General features: G+C 62.4%; 18 protein-coding genes. 8 read left to right on the top strand and 10 right to left on the bottom strand.

Annotated elements, in window-relative coordinates:
• Positions 1-3 precede the first annotated feature (3 nt).
• The 10 genes from IGB42_RS01090 to IGB42_RS01045 form a co-directional block, all read right to left on the bottom strand.
• Positions 4-804 (bottom strand): inositol monophosphatase, encoded by an 801-nt coding sequence (locus IGB42_RS01090; protein WP_159665325.1) that lies wholly within the window; start codon positions 802-804, stop codon positions 4-6.
• A gap of 129 nt (positions 805-933) precedes the next feature.
• The gene (locus IGB42_RS01085) at positions 934-1,731 is read right to left on the bottom strand and encodes a dienelactone hydrolase family protein (protein WP_159665323.1); all 798 of its coding nucleotides are present in this window, start codon (positions 1,729-1,731) and stop codon (positions 934-936) included.
• A gap of 190 nt (positions 1,732-1,921) precedes the next feature.
• Complete coding sequence (locus IGB42_RS01080; RefSeq protein ID WP_201799783.1) at positions 1,922-2,524, bottom strand: nucleotidyltransferase family protein; 603 nt, start codon at positions 2,522-2,524, stop codon at positions 1,922-1,924.
• Positions 2,525-2,574: 50 nt separating this feature from the next.
• Positions 2,575-3,276, bottom strand: a complete 702-nt coding sequence (locus tag IGB42_RS01075) for an HAD family hydrolase (RefSeq protein WP_159665321.1) — start codon at positions 3,274-3,276, stop codon at positions 2,575-2,577.
• Positions 3,273-3,701, bottom strand: a complete 429-nt coding sequence (locus tag IGB42_RS01070; RefSeq protein WP_159665319.1) for an OsmC family protein — start codon at positions 3,699-3,701, stop codon at positions 3,273-3,275. Before IGB42_RS01070 ends, IGB42_RS01075 begins: the two co-directional genes overlap by 4 nt.
• Before the next feature lie 34 nt (positions 3,702-3,735).
• Positions 3,736-5,142: a multidrug transporter subunit MdtD gene (mdtD, locus tag IGB42_RS01065; protein WP_159665317.1), complete on the bottom strand. Its 1,407-nt coding sequence runs from the start codon at positions 5,140-5,142 to the stop codon at positions 3,736-3,738.
• A 68-nt stretch (positions 5,143-5,210) separates the two neighbouring features.
• Positions 5,211-5,777 carry an NADPH-dependent FMN reductase gene (locus tag IGB42_RS01060; RefSeq protein WP_159665315.1) on the bottom strand — a complete coding sequence of 189 codons (567 nt, stop codon included), beginning with the start codon at positions 5,775-5,777 and terminating at the stop codon, positions 5,211-5,213.
• Between the two features lie 73 nt (positions 5,778-5,850).
• Positions 5,851-7,212, bottom strand: coding sequence for an LLM class flavin-dependent oxidoreductase (locus tag IGB42_RS01055; RefSeq protein WP_159665313.1), 1,362 nt, complete (start codon positions 7,210-7,212; stop codon positions 5,851-5,853).
• Positions 7,213-7,457: 245 nt separating this feature from the next.
• Positions 7,458-8,384, bottom strand: coding sequence for a TauD/TfdA family dioxygenase (locus IGB42_RS01050; RefSeq protein ID WP_159665309.1), 927 nt, complete (start codon positions 8,382-8,384; stop codon positions 7,458-7,460).
• A 100-nt stretch (positions 8,385-8,484) separates the two neighbouring features.
• Positions 8,485-9,456, bottom strand: a complete 972-nt coding sequence (locus tag IGB42_RS01045) for a D-2-hydroxyacid dehydrogenase (RefSeq protein WP_159665306.1) — start codon at positions 9,454-9,456, stop codon at positions 8,485-8,487.
• Between the two features lie 488 nt (positions 9,457-9,944).
• Here IGB42_RS01045 and IGB42_RS01040 point away from each other — a divergent pair, with 488 nt between their 5' ends.
• The 8 genes from IGB42_RS01040 (at position 9,945) to IGB42_RS01005 (ending at position 18,939) form a co-directional block, all read left to right on the top strand.
• Positions 9,945-11,435 (top strand): DUF3138 domain-containing protein, encoded by a 1,491-nt coding sequence (locus tag IGB42_RS01040; RefSeq protein WP_159665303.1) that lies wholly within the window; start codon positions 9,945-9,947, stop codon positions 11,433-11,435.
• A gap of 78 nt (positions 11,436-11,513) precedes the next feature.
• Positions 11,514-12,584: an ABC transporter substrate-binding protein gene (locus IGB42_RS01035; protein WP_159665300.1), complete on the top strand. Its 1,071-nt coding sequence runs from the start codon at positions 11,514-11,516 to the stop codon at positions 12,582-12,584.
• Between the two features lie 71 nt (positions 12,585-12,655).
• Positions 12,656-13,717, top strand: a complete 1,062-nt coding sequence (locus IGB42_RS01030; protein WP_159665297.1) for an ABC transporter substrate-binding protein — start codon at positions 12,656-12,658, stop codon at positions 13,715-13,717.
• Positions 13,718-13,720: 3 nt separating this feature from the next.
• A complete protein-coding gene (locus IGB42_RS01025; RefSeq protein ID WP_159665294.1) occupies positions 13,721-14,971 on the top strand; it encodes an MFS transporter in 1,251 nt (416 codons plus the stop codon).
• Complete coding sequence (locus tag IGB42_RS01020) at positions 14,968-15,825, top strand: ABC transporter permease (protein ID WP_159665291.1); 858 nt, start codon at positions 14,968-14,970, stop codon at positions 15,823-15,825. Before IGB42_RS01025 ends, IGB42_RS01020 begins: the two co-directional genes overlap by 4 nt.
• 12 nt (positions 15,826-15,837) lie before the next feature.
• Positions 15,838-16,653 carry an ABC transporter permease gene (locus IGB42_RS01015; protein WP_159665288.1) on the top strand — a complete coding sequence of 272 codons (816 nt, stop codon included), beginning with the start codon at positions 15,838-15,840 and terminating at the stop codon, positions 16,651-16,653.
• 31 nt (positions 16,654-16,684) lie between these two features.
• Entirely contained in the window at positions 16,685-17,782 is a 1,098-nt protein-coding gene (locus tag IGB42_RS01010; RefSeq protein ID WP_159665285.1) for an ABC transporter substrate-binding protein, read from the top strand.
• A 71-nt stretch (positions 17,783-17,853) separates the two neighbouring features.
• On the top strand, positions 17,854-18,939 hold the full coding sequence (locus IGB42_RS01005) for an ABC transporter substrate-binding protein (RefSeq protein ID WP_159665282.1): 1,086 nt from the start codon (positions 17,854-17,856) through the stop codon (positions 18,937-18,939).
• The last annotated feature ends 23 nt before the right edge of the window (positions 18,940-18,962 follow it).

Here is an 18,962-nt window from a genome sequence, read left to right as displayed (position 1 = left end):
GTTTCAGCCCGGCAGCAACGCGCGTATTTCCTGCCAGTGCGCGGCATCTGCTACCGCCAGCAGGCCGGGCTGTTTGCTGGCAGCCAGGTAGGGCTCGCCCGCCAGGTTGGCAACGCGGCCACCGCTTTCATTCACGAACAGGCTGCCGGGCGCGTGATCCCATGGCAGCGTGCGCCAGTACAGGATGAAATCCCATACCCCGCGCGCCAACTGCGGGTATTCGATGCCGGCTGCGCCCTGGTGGGTGCCGAAGCGATCCAGATCTGGCCGGGTGGCCAGCTCCACTTTGTAGGCGTCGGGCAGGAAGCGGGTCTTGATGGTGCCATTGAGCGGCCTAGCACTTGCTTGCTCGGGCAATTGCCAGCGCTGGCTGTCCAGCCATGCGCCCGCACCCAGTTCTGCTTGCGCCAGTTGCTGATGCAACGGTGCGTAAAGCCAGCTGGCTACGGTGATGCCATCGCGCAGCAGCGCCACCATGCTGGCGAAATCCTCGTTGCCGCCGGCAAAGTTGCTGGTGCCATCCAGCGGGTCTACCAGCCATACCCAGCCGTGATCGATATCGGCCAGTACATCGGGGTTGGCCGCTGCCGCTTCTTCCCCCACCACGCGGGAGCCGGGTATCAGGCTCGCCAGTATGGGGCTGAGGGCAGCTTCCAGCTCGCGGTCGACAATGGTGACCAGCTCGCCGGGGGATTTTTCTTCGACTTCGCCCGCTTGCAGATGGCGGAAGCGGGGTAGTGCAATGCGCTGGTTCAGATCGCGCAGGGCGTCGGCTACTTCGGTGTGAGGCAGGCTGATGGGCATGGGTGGCTTGGCGATGAGATGGAGATAGGGCTGCGCGGATTGTAATGGCCGCCTCAGGCAGCAATGCAGGCCGGGCGCAGGGCAGAAAAAAACCAGGACCTTGCGGCCCTGGTTCCGGGTGGGGGCGTGTTACACGCCGTGTTGCTTCAGCCACGCCTGCAGCCGTTGCCAGCCATCCTGCGCGGCTTCGGCGCGGTAGCTGGGGCGGTAGTCGGCATGGAAGGCATGCGGTGCATCCGGATACACGTGAATGCTGGAGTCGCCGCCGGCCGCTTTCAACTTGGCTTGCAGCTTTTCCACGCTTTCCAGCGGGATGCCGGCATCGGCACCGCCATACAGGCCCAGCACCGGCGCATGCAGCTTGCCAGCTACATCGATCGGGAAGCGCGGCTGGTTGGGGGTGGATGGCCCTTCCAGCTTGCCATACCACGCCACGGCGGCTTTCAGTGCCGGTTGATGTGCCGCGTACAGCCAGGTAATGCGGCCACCCCAGCAAAAGCCGGTGATGGCCAGGCGGTCTGCGTCGCCGCCGTGTGCGTTGGCCCAGCTCACCGTGGCATCCAGATCGGACAGCACCTGTTCATCCGGCACCTTGGCGACAACTTCGCGGATCTGCTCGATGGCAAGGTCTGCCACCTCGCCCTGGCGATGGTACAGCGCAGGCGCAATGGCGAGGTAACCGAGCTTGGCCAGCCGCCGCGCGGTATCGCGGATGTATTCATGCACGCCAAAAATTTCCTGGATCACCAGCACCACCGGGTACGGGCCCGGTTGCGCCGGGGCGGCGTAATAGGCGGGGAAGGCGCCCAACGGGGCGTCGATGCTGATGTCACCGGTTTTAAGTTCGTACGCATCGGTTTCGATACGGGTATCGGCGGTAATCGGCTGTGTGGCGGCGGCAAAGCCGGGGGTCTGGTTCTGGCTCATGAGGGGTGTCCTGTAAAGGGGAACATTGCTTGCAATCAATGCATGACAAGAGCAATTGCCGTTCCACGCTGCGGTTTCACCGGGCGGCATGGCTGGCGGAGTTGTGGTTGGTGGCAGGTGCGCAGATCGCAGCAGCTTCGTTGCCAGTTTGCGGATATTGGTGCAGTGCGTTGCGTTTCATCCGGCCGGCCTACTCATGATGGATGCTGACTTGCGGCCAGCGTGCCGCATAGCGCTTTTGCGCCAGCCGCTGCCGGTAGGTGGCTACGCTGACGCGTGCCGGATTGCGCTGGATGCGCATGGCAAACAAATCATCCAGTCCCAGCGGGGCGATCAGGCGCAGCGTGTCGTCGACCTGCAGCGCCACGGCCACTGCGGTGGCTGGTTCGGGCCAACTGGCAATGGCGTCTTCGATAGACCGCAATGGCGGTACGGCATGGCCGAATTCCGCGGCAAACCACAGGTGCACCCCGGCCTGGTTGGTTACTTCCCATTGCAGATCGGTCAGCAGTTGTTGCAAATGCTGCTGCAGCGCATGATCGCGCCCGCTGCTCAGGTCGCCGGGCTCGAAGTACACCACGTCCACATCGGATAGCGGTGAGGGCAATGTGGGGTAGTCATGCAGGTGATCCCATACCAGGTTGCGCAGCGTGCCCGCACCGATGCAGCCATCCGGCAAGGCCAGATCACGCACCGCGCGTAGCGCGGCCATCAGCCATGGCGTTTGCTGTATCAATTGGATGAGCTGTCCTGCATACCGGGCGGTGGGATCTGTTGTGGTGTTGATGGTCATGCACGTGTCTGGCTGGGGAGTATGGCAGGTGTTGTTGCGCCGGGAGGTGTTCAGTGCGCCAGTTGCAGTAGCTGATCCAGATGCGCATCGATGGCGTGGAAATCATCGCTGCTGAAATCGGCAGCGGCCTGTGGCTGCGCGGCTTTCAGTATGCCGTACAGGCCCAGGCTGCGGGCGGGGATGATGTCGTGGTGCAGGTTGTCGCCGATGAAAATGGCGGTTTCTGGCGCCACGTCCAGTTGCTGTAGGCAGTGCAGAAAAATGGCCGGATCCGGCTTCTTGATGCCCAGTTCGCCGGACGTAACGATCACATCCAGCCACGGGATCAGGCCCAGCGCCTGGATCTTGTTGCGCTGGAAGAAATCGCGCCCGTTGGTGACCACGGCGGTTTTCAGCCCGGCCAGCTTGAGCTTCTGCACCAGCGCCACCGCGCCGGGATACGCCACGCCGCTGCGATGGAAGTTGGCGTCCAGATCGGCCAGCAGCGCGTGCTGCAGCGGTTCTGCCAGCGCAAATGCCCGCGCCAGTTGCGCGTAGACCTCCGTCTTGGGGATCAGCTGCATATGCCAACTGATGAACTGTTGCGACCAGCTGCGTGCATCGGCAATGTGCCGCCCCAGGCCGAAATGCACGAACTGGGCTGCGGCAAATTGCGCCAGCGTGCTGCGCTTGTCGAACAGCGTGCCATCCAGATCGAACAGTACCGCGCGCCACGGGGTTGGGCCCTGCGGCGCGGTCGGTAGCGTGGTCATGCGCTGGCGGTTTCCGGCGCGGCAACAGCGATGGCAATCTGCGGCGGGTGCTTGAGCGTGTTGTGGATCTTGCAGCTGGTGGCCACGCGCTGCAGTTTTTCGCGCTCTGCGCTGCTGAGATCCCCAACCAGCGTCAGCACGATCTCGATGCCGGCAATGCGCGACGGGCTGCCCACTTCTTCGCCGATCACTTCGATGATCACGTCCTGCAGCGCGGTGATGCCATGGTTGCGTGCATACGCACTGACGGTACCGGCGGTGCAGGCGCCCAGTGCGCCCAGCAGCAATTCGCCAGCGCGGAACGCATCATCGGCATCGTTGCCATCGGGCGCGCGGCCCATCAGCGCAATGGCGTTGCGGCTGCGTATTTCCTGCTTGCCCGCCGCGTTGCGGCGGACGGTGGTACGGATGGTTTGCGTGCTCATGATGGCTTCCGGTTGGATGTGATTGATGGTGGAATCAGCTGGCCGCGGCGGCTGGCTTGGGCAGCGCAAACTCGGGCAGGCGCACGAAGATGGCGGCGGCTGCCAGCGTGATCAGCCCCACGCACAGGTAGGTGGCGTGGAACGCGACCAGCAGCGCATCCGGGTGCTGGGCGATATTGCCGGCGGCAAAGGTGGCGAGGATGGCGCCGGCCACCGCAACGCCCAGGCTGCGTGATAGCTGCATCACTACCGACAGCATGCTGTTGCCGCCGCTGGCGTATTGATCGGGCAGCTCGTGCAGGGTGACGGTGTTCATCGCGGTAAATTGCAGTGAGTTGGCGGCACCAAATATCGCCAACAACACCAGCAGCAAGGGGTAGGGCGTGTGGCGATCCACCAGGCTGAAAATGCCGATCAGCACGCCCAGCGTGATGGTGTTCATTACCAGCAGGCGGCGAAAGCCCAGTTGATCCACCAGCCATTTCACCATTGGCTTGGTAAAGAGTGCGGCCACGGCGCTGGGTATCATCGAAAGCCCCGCCAACGATGGCGGGTAACCCAGCGCCACCTGCAGCAGCAGCGGGGTGAGGAAGGGCATGCAGCCGCCACCCAGCCGTGCTACCAGGTTGCCAAGGATGCCGATCCGGAACGAGTGTGTTTCCAGCAGCCGCAGGCTGAACAAGGGCTGGCTGCTGCGGCTGGCGTGCAGCCAGTAACCCAGCAGGCTGGCGCCGCCCAAGGCCAGCAGCAGTGCACACAATGGGCCGCCCAGGTTCAGCTCGCCCATGCCCTGCAGCGCGAAGGACACCAGCACCATGGCATTGCCGAACAGGATGAAACCCACCCAGTCGAAGCGGTAGCGCTCGGTGCTGCGCAGGTTGGGCATCAGCTTTTGCGCGGCCAGCCAGCCGATGATGCCCACTGGCAGGTTGATGAGGAAAATCCAGTGCCACGATGCCACTTCCACCAGCCAGCCCCCCAGCGCCGGCCCGATCAGCGGGCCGACCAGGCCGGGCATGGTGACGAAGCTCATCGCTTGCACCAGCTGGCCGCGTGGCCAGGTGCGCAGGATGGCCAGGCGGCCCACCGGCACCATCAACGCGCCGCCCACGCCTTGCAGCACGCGCGATACCACCAGTTGCGACAGCGTTTGCGATTCCGCACAGCATAGCGAGCCGATCACGAACAGGATGATGGCGGCCGAGAACACGGTGCGGGTGCCGAAGCGGTCGGTAATCCAGCCGGAGGCGGGGATCAGCAGCGCCACGGTCAGCATGTAGGCAATCAGCACCGAATGCATGTGCAGCGGGCTGGCACCCAGGCTGCGCGCCATGGCGGGCAGCGCCGTGTTGAGGATGGTCATGTCCAGCGATTGCATGAAAAACGCAATCGCCACCACCCACAACAGCAGGCGGGTGGCAGGTGGGGGCGTGGTATTCACGTTGGCTTTTGTCCAATACAGCTATTACAACGGGGCGCACCGCACCCCGGTTTACTGCGGCTTGCGCGTCAGGCTGCCAGCTTGGCGGTGAGTTTTCCCAGTTCGCCCACCTGTGTGCTCAAAGCCTGCAATTGCTTGGCATCGGTCAGCTTGCCCTCGGGGGAAAATGCCTGATGGGCGACCGGCACCGCCACATGTTGCGGCAGTACGATGGCGCCGAGCGAGGTGAGGATTTCGCGCGTGTGGCGCAGCGCGCGCTGGCCGGCCAGGCTACCCGGCGAGGTGGACAGCAGTAGCGCGGTCTTGCCGGCATACGGTTCAAACTGCTGGCTATCGGCATCCTTGCGCGATACCCAGTCCAGCACGTTTTTCAGCAATGGGGTGATCGAGCCGTTGTATTCCGGGTTGGCAATCACAAAGCCATCGTGCTCCGCAAACAGTTTGCGCAGGTGCTTGGCATTGGCGGGCAGGCCCTGGGTTTCCAGATCGCCGTCGTACAGCGGCAGCGGAAAATCCGCCAGATTGAGCACCGTATGCGCCTGACCCTGGCGGCCCAGTTCTTCAGCAGCGGCATTGGCCAGCTTGGTGTGGAAGGAATCGCGGCGCACGCTGCCGGAAAGGACGAGCAAACTCATGGTGTTGATCCTGATGGGTGTGGATACTGGCCTGCACGCAGGCAGGCCAGTGGTTGGGAGATGGCAGTGAGAATCAGGCCGCCACGGCCTGGCTGGCAGCCAGGTGGTGATTGTGCGGGCGGGCCAGGCCCAGGTGCTCGCGCAGCGTATTGCCCGTGTACTCGGTACGGAACAGGCCGCGCTGTTGCAGGATGGGCACCACCAGCTCGATGAAATCATCGAGGCCGCCCGGCAGGTGCGGCGGCATCACGTTGAAGCCATCCGCCGCGCCATTTTCAAACCACAGCTGCAGCTGATCGGCGATCTGCTCGGCCGAGCCCACCAGTTGCCAGTGGCCACGTGCACCGGCAATGCCGAGGTACAGATCGCGGATGGTCAGGTTCTCGCGCCGGGCTTTCTGGATCAGCAGTGCCTGGCGGCTTTTTCCGCCGTTGCTTTCGGGCAGGTCCGGCAGCGGGCCATCGATGGGGTAGCCGGTCAGATCGAAGCCGCCCAGCATGCCGGACAGCAGCGAGAGCCCTACCACCGGGTCGATCAGGTCTTGCAGTTGCTGGAACTTGGCTTGCGCTTCTGCTTCGGTGCGGCCCACTACCGGGAAGATGCCGGGCAGGATTTTCAGGCTGTCCGGGTGGCGACCGTATTTGGCCAGCCGGCCCTTCACATCGCTGTAGAACGCCTGCGCATCGGCCAGCGTTTGCTGGGCAGTGAAGATGACTTCGGCAGTGCGTGCAGCCAGCTCCTTGCCCGGCTCGCTGGAGCCGGCCTGTACCAGCACCGGGTAGCCTTGTGGCGGGCGCCCTACATTGAGGGGGCCCTTGACCGAGAAATGCGTGCCCTTGTGGTTGAGGGTGTGCAGCTTGTGCTGGTCGAAATACACGCCGGAAGTCTTGTCGCGCAGGAAGGCGTCGTCTTCCCAGCTATCCCACAGGCCTTTCGCCACATCGATGAACTCCTCTGCGCGGGCGTACCGGTCTGCATGTTGCACATGCTGATCCAGGCCGAAGTTTTGTGCTTCGTGCTGGTTGGCGGAAGTGACGAGGTTCCAGCCGGCACGGCCGTTGGAGAGGTGATCGAGCGACGCGAACTTGCGCGCCAGGTGATAGGGCTCGTTGTAAGTGGTGGTGACGGTGGCGATCAGGCCGATCTTGCTGGTGACGGCGGAGAGCGCGGAGAGCAGGGTGATCGGCTCGAAATTGGAACTGCGTGCGCTGCGCGCCAGCGAGTCGAGCCCATCCACGCCGCCGCCGCCCCACACTGCAGCGCTGTCGGCAAGGAATACGCCATCGAACTTGGCCGCTTCGGCAGCTTGCGCCACGCGGGCGTAATGCTTGAAATTGAGGCCGCCGTCGGCCTGGGCGTCCGGGTGACGCCACGCGGCAACGTGGTGACCGGTGGCGGGGATGAAGGCATTGAGGCGGAGCTGACGTTGGCTCATGGCGGTTGTCCTGTTGCGGTGAATGCCGCAAGCCAATGCAGGAAACATGCCATGCGTAAACGGGCGTTCCACGGCGGCCAATGCTGGAACCGGTGTTGGATTTCACCCAGAAGTGGCTGCGCGGTGTTGGCTTATCAGCAGTGTGCTGATTGCTGCACGGCAAACAGACCTGCTGCGCGTGGAAACAACATCGCCCGCAAATGCGGGCGAAGAAGTAGCTTCGGGGTTCGTTGGTCCGGTACTGCTCAGAACGGACGGCTACCTGCCAGGCTTACGCGCTTGAGCACGCGGCGTTCGGTTTCGGCAAATGCGGTGCGCGAATGCAGCGTGGCCTGGTTGTCCCAGTACACGATGTCGCCCACTTCCCATTTATGCTCGTAGCGGAAGCGCGTTTCGGCAATGTGCTCGCGCAAGCGGGCGATCAGCGCGGCGCCTTCAGCGGGGTCCACACCGACAAGTTCGGCCTCTGTATGGGTGGACAGGAACAGCAGCGGCTTGCCGGACGATGGATGCGTGCGTACCAGCGGGTGCGGAAAGCCGGGGCCCAGCGGCTCGATTTCCGGGGTGCGATACCGTGGACGGCTCTGGCCCTTGGTGCGCAGGAAGGGGTTGTAGGTGATCAGCTGCAAATCGGCGATTCGCGCCTTGGTATCGGCATCCAGCGCTTCATATGCAGCATTGATGTTGTACCAGCTGGTATCGCCACCGGCGTTGGGTACTTCCAGTGCATAGAGCAGCGAGCCAGCAGAGGGCAGCGGCGTCCACTGGTGGTCGATATGCGGGGTGAGCTCGCCGTGGCCGGTATAGCCGCCTTCCACGTTGGCAACAGGGACCACATCGGGCGGAATGCCATCGTTGGTGGCGGAGGCCAGCACAGGGATGTCTTCCGGCGGACGGAATACGGAACCGAAATAGGTGGTGAAGGCGAGGAAAGCTTCATCGCTCAGCGTCTGCTGCTTGAAGATCAGGATGTGGTGGTCATCCAGCGCGGTTTTCAGCTTGCGCACCAGTGCCGGCGAGAGCGGGCGGTTGCCATCCAGGCCACGTACTACGGCGCCGAGCGCGCCGCCGGTGGTGGTGATGACGACATCGTCCGGAGTTTGCGCGGTGGTGCGCTGTTGTGATGCCTGTTGCAAGGCGCGGGATAGCTGGGTGGTCAGCGGGTAGCTCATGGTTTTCCTTGTGTGATGAGGGTGTTGGGGGGAAGCAGTCATTGAGGTTTGCTTCGTTTTGCCAGGTTGAATAAAAAGGGCGTTGAATGAACGTCAGCGGCTAATAGCCGGCGTGCTTGTCGACGACATTGATCAGCGGTTGATCAGTTCGGTAGCGCTGCAGGTTTTCCGCCAGCAGGTCAGCCACGCGCAGGTTGTAATGCGGCGTGCCACCGGAGGTGTGCGCAGTGATCAGCACCTTGGGGTGCTGCCACAGCGGGGATGCGGCCGGTAGCGGTTCGGGTGTGGTCACATCCAGCCCCAAGCCGCCGAGCTTGCCGGCTTGCAGCGCGGCAAACAGTGCATCCTGATCCACCAGCTCACCCCGGCCGACGTTGTAGAAATACGCACCGGGCTTGATGGCGGCGATACGCGCGGCATCGAACAAGCCGGTGGTATCCGGGGTAAGTGGCAGCGCCACGGCGACGTGATCGGCCCGGGCCAATACCTCATCAAGCTGGGCGCTGGTAAACACCTGCTCCACGCCGGATGGCGGCACGCCGCCGGGCTGGCGGCGGACGCCCAGCACGCGCAAACCCAGCGCATGCGCACGCTCGGCCAGCGCTTCGCCGATGGAACCCAGGCCGACGATGGCCAGCGTTTGCCCGGCCAGCTCGAAGGTGCCCGCCAGTGGCGGGCCGATCCAGTGTTGCTGCTGTTGCGCACGCCACAAGGTGGGCAACTGGCGCGCAAAACTCAGCATCAGGCCAAGGATGTGCTCGGCCATGTTGTTGCCATGCACGCCACTGCTGTTGGTAACGATGACATCGCTGGCGATCAGCCTGGGCGTCAGCAGTTTGTCCACGCCCGCGCCTACCGTGTGTATCCATGCCAGCTCGGGCGCTGCTTCCAGTATCTGGTCGATGCGCCCGCCGGGCCGGCCGATCAGCGCGCCCTGCGCACCAGTCAACGCCTGCGGCAATTCTTCCGGCGTTGCCGCCACGATTTCGATACCCGGTGCGGCCGAGCGCAGGCGTGCCAGCGCGGCGTCCCCCAGCGGATGGGCAAGCACAAAACGGTCAAGCTTGGGCATGGGGTTAATCCTTCCTGCGTGCAGTCAATGCGCTTACCGATGCAGGAAGCGTGCCAACCGGCGTTGCCATGGGTCTGGTGCAGATTTGCACGGGCTGTGTGGCCGCGTTACACAACGCTCCGGCTTGATCCGCATGGCCGGCCGGCGCCTAGAAAGACCGCCGCTTCAAGGCGGCTAGCGAGTGGATGTGGAGGCGTTTGATGGCGCGCGAATGCAGCCGGGTTCACTGCGGTGCTGTGCGGGTTCACTGCGGTGCTGTGCGGGTTGCCGCAAAGCAGTGATGCAAGCAACGCTTTGTTGATATTTCACCAGCCGGAGGGACGCTTTGTTGTGCTCGCAGCAGCGCTTCGGCACTTTATGCTCAATTTATCTATGAAAAACGACTGGCATGACTTCTGCTTATATCGATCCGAAACGCCGGTACAGCCGGTTCGACCAGAACGGCAAAGCCCGCAGAGGCCAAGTCGATATAACAGGGAGTATTACCGATGCATACGAGCAAGCACTGGCTGGGGGCCGGCCTGATCGCGCTCGCTGGCACTGCAGGTGCTGCGGCGCCCAGCAATGAGGATCTGCAAAAGCAGATCCAGGCGCTGCAACAGGCTGTGGATGCGCTGAAGCAGCAATTGCAAGCCAAGACGAACGAAGCTGCTGCAGCACCTGCTGCCGTGGCTGCAGCAACAGATGCCGAGCCGGTTGAAGTGGCCACCAAGCAGGATATCGATGGTATCCGTGCCGACCTGGAAAACTACAAGTATGACCAGCAGCGCAACCGCGATACCAAGACCGCGCTGACCAAGCGTGCGCTGACGCTGGCAGGTACCGTGCAGGTGCGTGCCAGCTCGCAAAGCCAGCAGACCACATCGGGCACCACCGCAACGGCCGAACCGCGCCACACCACGTTCGACGTGCCGTCGGTGTTGCTCAACCTCTCCGGCAGCCTGTTCAAGGATTATTCGGAAGGCAAGAACCTCGATTACAAGATCGGTTTCTCGTACGCCAAGAACGTCAACTCGGGCAGCGTGCTGGCAACAGTAGCCCCCAATGGCAGCCAGCTCAACCTGACCGATGCCTACCTGGTTTACAGCTTCTTCCCCACCGTGGCTGGCCTCGAAGAGCCCAAGCTGACCGCCACCTTCGGCCAGCAGCAGATTCCGTTCGGCCTGGAAGCCCAGGCGGCCGAAGAACTGCGCCCGGTGATCAACTCGGCCCAGTTCGTCAATGCCAGTGGCGTGGGTAACCGGCAGATCGGCCTGATCCTGCGTGGCGACTACGACCCGTATGTGGACTACGGCTTCAACTACCGTGCGCCACTGATCGAATACGCACTGGGCATCGTCAACGGCAGCTCCACCAACAAGCTGGACGATAACGGCGATCAGGATTACCTGGCCCGCCTCGCGTTCACCTTGCCGGTGGACTACAACAGCTGGCTGCGTGAGCTGAAGTTTGGCGCGTCCTACTACAAGGGCACCAAGAACCTGGTTGCTACACCAACCATCGGCGCGGGTGCCGGCACGGCCACGCTGCGCGCCACCGGCAAGAGCGACCGTTATGGCGTGGATATCTACTACAACCACGATCCGATCGGCTTTACCTACGAACAGGTGGAAGGCCGCGATGATTTGCTGATCAATACCACGCAAGCCGCAACCACCCGCAAGGGTAGGGAAGTGAGCAGCCGTGGCCAGACCTTTACCGGCTTCTATACCTGGGGCCAGCAATGGGTGAAGAGCTACAAGGGCCAGGCCAAGTACGACGACTGGTGGCCGACTTCCTACCAGGCTTTCGTGCGCTGGGACAAATGGGACCCGAATCTCGATGTGGGCAAGGATGACACCACCATCTACACGCTGGGCCTGAATGTGTTCTTTGCCGAGACCACCAAGCTGCAGGTCAACCTGAACCAGTACCACTACGGCAACCCGGTGCTCAAGACCAACAACGAGTTGCTGGCGCAATTCCAGTACGGCTTCTAAAGCAGGTTGCGGGGGCGCAGCCCCTGCCAGCCGCCAAACCGATCCATGCCGATAGACAACGCGACAGAGGTGATCCCGATGAGCATTGCCCGCATCAAAAGCTTGATCGTGCTGACCAGCACGCTGCTGTTTGCCGTACTGGGCACACCCGCCCGGGCTGAAGACAAACCCGCTGAAATCCGCATCGCCTATCCGGGTGCCGGCACCGGTGGCCGCCCGCTGGGCACCGGCAGCTTTTTTGCCACCGCCCACCTAAAGGGCGCGCTGGAGCAGGAATTCAAGGCTGACGGTATCAAGGTGAAGTGGAATTTCTACCCCGGTGCCGGGCCGGCTGTGAATGAGGCGTATGCCAACGGCCTGGTGGATTTTGCCGGGCATGGTGATCTGCCGCTGATCGTGGGGCGCTCTACCGGCCTCAAGCACAAGATCATTCTGAGCTACGGCCGTTTCGGCAACACCTACTTCGTGGTGCCGGCAGGCTCGCAGGCCAAAAGCCTGGCGGATCTGAAAGGCAAGCGCATTGCCACCTTCAAGGGCACGGCGGGGCAATTGTCGCTGGCGCGTGTGCTGGAGAAGTACGGCTACACCGAGAAGGATTTCAAGGTGATCAGCATGGACACCGACACCACCAAGGCCGCGCTGGCCACCGGTGATATCGATGGCGCGCTGATTTCGCCTTTCGATCTGGAAGCGCGTGGCGTGGCAAGACGGCTGTTCGAGATCAAGCGCGATCCGAAGATCACCAGCGTGAGCACATTCTGGGTGTCGGAAGAGTTTGAGAAGAAGTACCCGCAGATCGTGCAGCGCGTGGTGAACACCTTGCTGAAATCCGCGGTGTGGAATGCGGACGAGAAGAACCGCGACCAGATTTTCAAGCTGTGGGCGCAATCGGGCAGCACGCCGTACGCCGACTACGTGAAGAGCTGGGAAGGTTACACGCTGAAGGAGCGCAACAGCCCGCTGCTGGACGAGTACTACGTGGTCAGCCTCAAGAAGGCGATCGATGAATCACGCCGCTACAAGCTGATCCGTCGTGATGTGGACATCAATGGCTGGATCGAACCCAAGTACCTGAACGCCGGTTTGAAGGAGCTGAAGCTGGAAGGCTTCTGGCCCGAATACGACGCGAACGGGAATCCCAAATCGTAATGACCGTGATTGGCGCCACCGCAGCCATGGCTGCGGTGGCGCAGCAATTGTTTCAACCATAAGAGCATCTCATGAAAAAAATAGCTGTCTTGTTTGCAAGCGCCATCGTGGCGTTTTCCGGTTTGGCTGGCTTGGCACATGCCGAGGACAAACCTGTAGAAATCCGCGTCGCCTATTCTGGCGCGGGTACCGGTGGCCGCCCGCTCTCCAGCGGCACCATCGTGGCTACCGCACACCTGCGGGGCCTGCTGGAGCAAGAGTTCAAGGCGGATGGCATCAAGGTGAAGTGGAGTTTCTTCCCCGGCGCCGGCCCTGCCACCAATGAAGCATTCGCCAACAAGCTGGTGGACTTTGCCTACCACGGCGACTTGCCGCTGGTCGTGGGCCGCGCAACCGGCCTCAAGCACAAGATCCTGCTCAGCCTGGGGCGCTTCGGCAATACCTATTTCATGGTGCCGTCGGACTCGGAAGCCAAAACCCTTGCAGACCTGAAGGGCAAGCGCATCGCTACCTTCAAGGGCACCGCCGGCCAGCTCACGCTGAACCGCGTGCTGGAGAAATACGGCTTCACCGAGAAGGATTTCAAGGTGATCAGCATGGACGGTGACACCGCCAAGGCCGCGCTGGCCACCAAGGATATCGATGGCTACATCACCACGCCGTTCGATCTGGAAGCCCGTGGCATCGCCAAGCGCCTGCTGGAAATCAAGCGCGACCCGAAAGTGACCAGCGTGGGCACATTCTGGGTATCCGAAGAATTCGAAGCCAAATACCCGCAGATCGTGCAGCGCGTGGTGACTACCCTCGTGAAGGAAGCGCAGTGGGATTCGGATGAAAAGAACCGCGATGCGCTGTTCAAATTGTGGGGCCAGGCAGGCAGCACGCCATACAGCGATTACGTGAAGACCTGGGCCGGCTACACGCTGAAAGAGCGCAACAGCCCGCTGCTGGACGACTACTACGTGGCATCGCTGAAAAAGGCCGTGGACGAAGCCAAACGCTTCCGCCTGACCCGCAGCAACGTGGACATCAACGGCTGGCTTGAGCCCAAGTACCTGAACCAGGCGCTGAAGGACCTCAAGCTGGAGAACTACTGGCAGGCTAACGATGCCGACGGCAACGTCAAGAAATAAGCGATGACATCAGCCACGGCCGGGAAGGCCGCATCCTTTCTGGAACGCAACCGCTTCATCGTCTGCTTCGTGCTGCTCAACGCGCTGGCAGGGTTGAGCGTGGGGGTGGCCAAGATCACCACTTCGCTCTACGCGCTGGCCCTGAATGCCACGGCAACGCAACTGAGCCTGATTGCCGGTGCGCAGAGCGTGGGCGTGCTGGCGATGAGCATGCCCATCGGCGTGCTGGTGGATCAGTTCGGCCCCAAGCGGCTGTTCATGATCGGCTCTTTCCTGGCCGGCCTCGGCTACATCCTGGTGCCGGCGGTGCACTCGCCGGTGTACCTGGCGGTGTGCTCGATGCTGGTGAGCTTCTGCATGCCTTGCCGCTTCGTTTCGATGAATGCGGTGTTCATGCAGCAGCTCGACAAGGTGGGCGTGGCGCGGGCCGGCTGGTTCCGCGGCACCCACATGATCGGCTTTTTCCTGCTGGGCCCGGTGGCTGCGGTGGCCATCCTGGCGCAGGCGGGCTTTACCGGCACCTACTGGCTGATTGCGCTGAGCTTCGTGGCCACGGCAGCGCTGGGCCCGGTGGTGATGAACCATTACCAGCGCCCGGCCGGGCCCGGCCGCAAGCTCACGGTGGCGGAGCTGGCCGCGCAGTTTGCGCTGATGTGGCAGGACAGGGAGCTGCGCGGTGTATGCGTGATCGAGTTCGCCACGCAGGCCATCAACCAGTTCTACACCTTTTTCATCGTGGCAATTGCCATCAAGGAATACGGCTTTGCCTCCGGCACCGCGGCGGGGCTGGTTTCCGCGCAGGGCGCGGCGTTCGTGCTGGCGCTGTTTACCCTGGGGGCGCTGGTGCCACGGCTGGGACAGCAGCGCTTCTACCTGGCGAGCTTTGCCACCACCGCCGTGGCGCTGCTGGTGCTGGGGCTCAGCCGCGTGCCGGCACTGCTGTGGGTGGGCGGGCTCTGTCTGGGGTTGGGGCTGGGCATGCTGCAGACGGTGAATATCTCGCGCTTTGCCGCAATCGGTGCGCGGGCGGGCCGTGGCAGCATCGCCGGCATCAATGCCTTTGTCGGCCCGTCCGGCAGCCTTGCCGGCAGCATCGTCGGTGGGGTGCTGGGTAGCTGGTTGGGCCTGCAAGCGGTGTTTCTGATGTTTGTGCCCCTGTTTATCGTGTTTGGCTGGCGGTTGGTGACACGCGCAATGTCGCCGCTGCCGGTTCCCGCCGGCTTGCCGGCGGTGCAATTAGAGAGTGAAACATGAGCATTGCAAGTTCTGAGAATACGGCGGTTCTGCCGCGCCCATTGCCTGCTACGCAGCCCTCTGCCGCACTGGGCAACTGGCTGGCCAACGCGGGAACGAAACTGACGCTGGCAGCGGTGGGCTTGCTGCTGCCACTGGCGCTGCTGGCGCTGTGGCAACACGCGGTCGACAAGCACTGGCTGGCGGTACAGATCCTGCCGCCGCCCAAGCTGGTGTGGGAGTCCTTGCTGGATCTGTGGCAAGCGGGTGACTTGCAAAGCCACCTGGCCATCAGCCTGTCACGCATAGGCTGGAGTTGCCTGATCGGCATCGGCGGCGGGCTGGTGCTGGGGCTGTCCATCGGGCTGTCACGTACGGTGAAGGCCTATGTGTACCCCACCTTCGAAGTGGTATCGCAGTTTCCGGTGGTGGGCTGGATTCCGCTGCTGATCATTTTTGTCGGCATTGATGAAGCGCTGAAGATTTCGGCGATTTCGCTGGCGGTGATCGTGCCGGTCACCGTGCACACCTACAAGGGCATTGCCAACATTCCGCGCTCGCTGCTCGATGTGGCGCGCGTGTATCGCTACAGCTTTGCCCAGGTGGTATGGCGCGTGGTACTGCCCTCAGCATTGCCCAGCCTGTTCAGCGGCATCCGCCAGGGTGTGATGCAGGCGTGGCTGTCGCTGGTGTTCGTCGAGCTGCTCGCGTCCAGCGAGGGCATCGGCTACCTGATGGTATGGGGCCGCCAGCTGCTGCAGCTCGATCTCGTCATCGTCGGGATGATCGTGATCGGCGCGGTGGGTGTGGTGCTGGACCTGAGCCTGCGCCTGATCGAATCCCGCTTGCAAACCTGGCGCCGTGGCGCATTCTGACCGGAGGCCATCATGAGTGAGCAATCGACATTTCAAGCGCCAGCACCTGCAGGCACGATTCAAACACTGCTGCGCAAGGATTGGCGCGGGCTGGTTCTGCCGCTGGCTTTCGTGCTGGTGTGGTGGGCAGTCACCACGCTGGGCCTGGTCAACACCAAACTGATCGTTCCACCGGCGGATGTGGTCACCACTGCATACCGCTTCATCACTGGCGGTACGTTCTTTGATGGCCTGGGTGCCAGCCTGTGGCGCGATGGTGCCGGCTTCGTGATCGGCAGCCTTGCCGGCGTGGCATTCGGCGCGCTGGTGGGGGTATCGCGCTGGGCCAACCGCATCGTCGGCCCCACTTTCCATACCTTCAAGCACATCTCGCTGTTTGCCTGGCTGCCGCTGATTTCCACTTGGCTGGGGCAGGGCGATGTGGCCAAGATCCTGTTCGTGGCGTTGTCCGCTTTCTACCCGGTGGCACTGGGCACGCTGGAAGGCGTGAAGGGGATTGCGCGTGCGCAGCTGGAGGTGGCCCGGGTGTATGCGTTCAACCGCTGGCAACTGCTGTTCAAGCTGGTGCTGCCGGCGGCATCGCCGCAAATCCTGGCGGGGCTCCACCTGGCGCTGATCTACGCGTGGCTGGCTACCATCGGTGCCGAATACCTGCTGGCCAAATCCGGCCCGGGCCTGGGTGATGCGGTGATCCAGGGCAAGGCAGCGTTCAACGTGCCGCTGGTGGTGTTCGGCATGCTGATCATCGGGTTTGTCGGCGCTTTCTTCAACCAGATTGCCGCCCGTATCGAAGCGCGTTTGCTGCGCTGGCGTGATGTGCGCCGTTGAGCGCTCCTGCAAGCAAACCAAAGGGCTGACCATGCAAAACAATTCCTTCATATCCACACCCGTTACATCTACACCACTCAAGCGCCTGCAGCATGGCCTGCTTGCCATCACCGCGCTGCTGGGCCTGATCGCCGCACCGGCGCGGGCAGAAGCGCCGCCGCCTGTCATCCGTATCGGCATTGCTTCGCCAGCCGTGGGTAGCCCACCGGTGTATTCGGTGGGCACCATCGGCGTGGCACGCCAGAAAGGCTGGATCGACGACGCATTCAAGGCGTCCGGCACCAAAGTTGAATGGTTTTTCTTCAAGGGTGCCGGCCCGGCGGTGAACGAGGCGCTGACCAACAAGCAGCTCGATTTCGTGTTCCAGGGTGATTTGCCATCGCTGGTGGGGCGCTCTGCCGGGCTGAAAACCCGCTTGATCCTGCCGGTAAGCGTGCGCGCCAACATTTACCTGGCGGTGCCGCCGGATTCCACCATCAAATCGGTGGCGGACCTGCGTGGCAAGCGGGTGTCGATCTTCAAGGGCACCAATTCGCAACTGCCGATCAACCGCGTGCTCAAGGCCAATAACCTGACCGAACGCGACATCCGTGGCATCAACCTGGATACCGCCACATCGCAGGCAGCGCTGAGCACCAAGGACCTCGATGCCGCTTTTGGCGGTTACGAGCTGCTCAAGCTGCGCGACAAGGGCGTAGCCAAAATCGCCTTCACCAGCGCCGGTTCTGCACAGTTCACCCGCCAAAGCGCACTGCTGGTGACTGACGAATTTGCCGCCCGTTACCCGCAAGCCACGCAAACCCTGGTGACCACGTTGGTGAAGACCGCGCAGTGGGTGTCCGAGCCTGCCAATTACAACGATGTGCTGAATATCTGGGCGCTGCAGGGCACGCCGGTGGCGCACTGGAAGGAAGACTTCGGCCCGGATCTCAAATCACGCCATAGCCCGTTGTTCGATGCATTCGTGGTGGCCCGCTACAAGGACGCTGTCAACGATGCGGTGGCGTTCAAGCTGGCGCGCAACAAGTTCGATGTCGAGCAGTGGATAGACCGCCGCTATGTGGACAACGCACTCAAGCAGTTGAAGCTCACACAGTACTGGGTGCCGCTCGGTGCGGATGTTAAATAAAAAAATGGAATATCAAATACGTTTGATATATCTTGTTGTCTGAATATTCCAGCGAGCTTCCTATGAAAAACATGTTCATCAAAATGACCCGGGCCGCGCTGGCAGGTGGCCTGATGTTCGCGGCAATGGCCAGCCATGCCGAGGCATTGCCCAAGGTCATCCGCATCGGCGTGGCATCGCCTTCGGTGGGCAACCCGCCGCGCTTCACCACCGGTGCTTACGGCCTTGCGTATACCAAGGGCTGGTTCGACGAAGAGTTCAGGAAAGATGGCGTGAAGCTGGAATGGACTTTCTTCAAGGGTGCCGGCCCGGCAGTGAACGAAGCGCTCACCAACCATCAGCTGGACTTTGCGCTGCAGGGTGATCTGCCGGCAGTCATCGGCCGCTCGTCCGGGCTCAAGACCCGGCTGATCGCTGCGGCCACGGTGCGCACCAACATCTATCTGGCGGCGCCGCCTGATTCGCAGATCAAGACCATCAAGGATCTGAAGGGCAAGCGGGTAGGGGTGTTTGTCGGCACCAATATGCAACTGGTGGTAGACCGCATCCTGGCGGCCAACGGCCTGACCGAGAAAGACCTGCGTATCGTCAACCTCGATACCGGCAGCCTGAACGCCGCGATCGCCAGCAAGAGCATCGATGCTGCGTTCAGCTTTGTGGATTTTCTGAGCCTGCGTGACAAGGGCCTGGCCAAGATCATCTACACCAACCGCGGTGCGTCGCCGGTGTTCACGCGGCAGAACGCGCTGCTGGTCACCGATGAATTTGCCACGCAATATCCGGAAGCCACCACACGCATCGTCAAGACACTGGTGCGCAGCGCGCACTGGGTCTCGCAGGAAGCCAACCAGCCCGAGGCATTCCAGCAATGGAGCCAGATGGGTTTTTCCGAGGCCATTCTGCGTGAAGACGCATCGGGCGAGCCGCTGAAATCGCTGCAAAGCCCGTTGCTGGATGACTTTTTCGTCAGCCGCTACAAGGCGGTGGCGCAGGAAACGCTCAAGCTCAAGCTCACTCGCAATCAGGTCGAGGTGAACAGCTGGGTGGACCGCCGCTTCCTCGATGCCGCGCTCAAACAACTGCAGCTGACCGGCTACTGGACCCCGCTCGATGCCAATGCCAAGCCGGCTGGTACCGCTGTGGCGGCCAGCAAGTAACGCCGCCGATTCCTGGAGCAAGC

This window comes from Andreprevotia sp. IGB-42, assembly GCF_009848685.1.
Lineage (GTDB): Bacteria > Pseudomonadota > Gammaproteobacteria > Burkholderiales > Chitinibacteraceae > Andreprevotia.
Note: the sequence above shows the minus strand (reverse complement) of the source record. Positions and strands in the feature narration are given on the sequence as shown.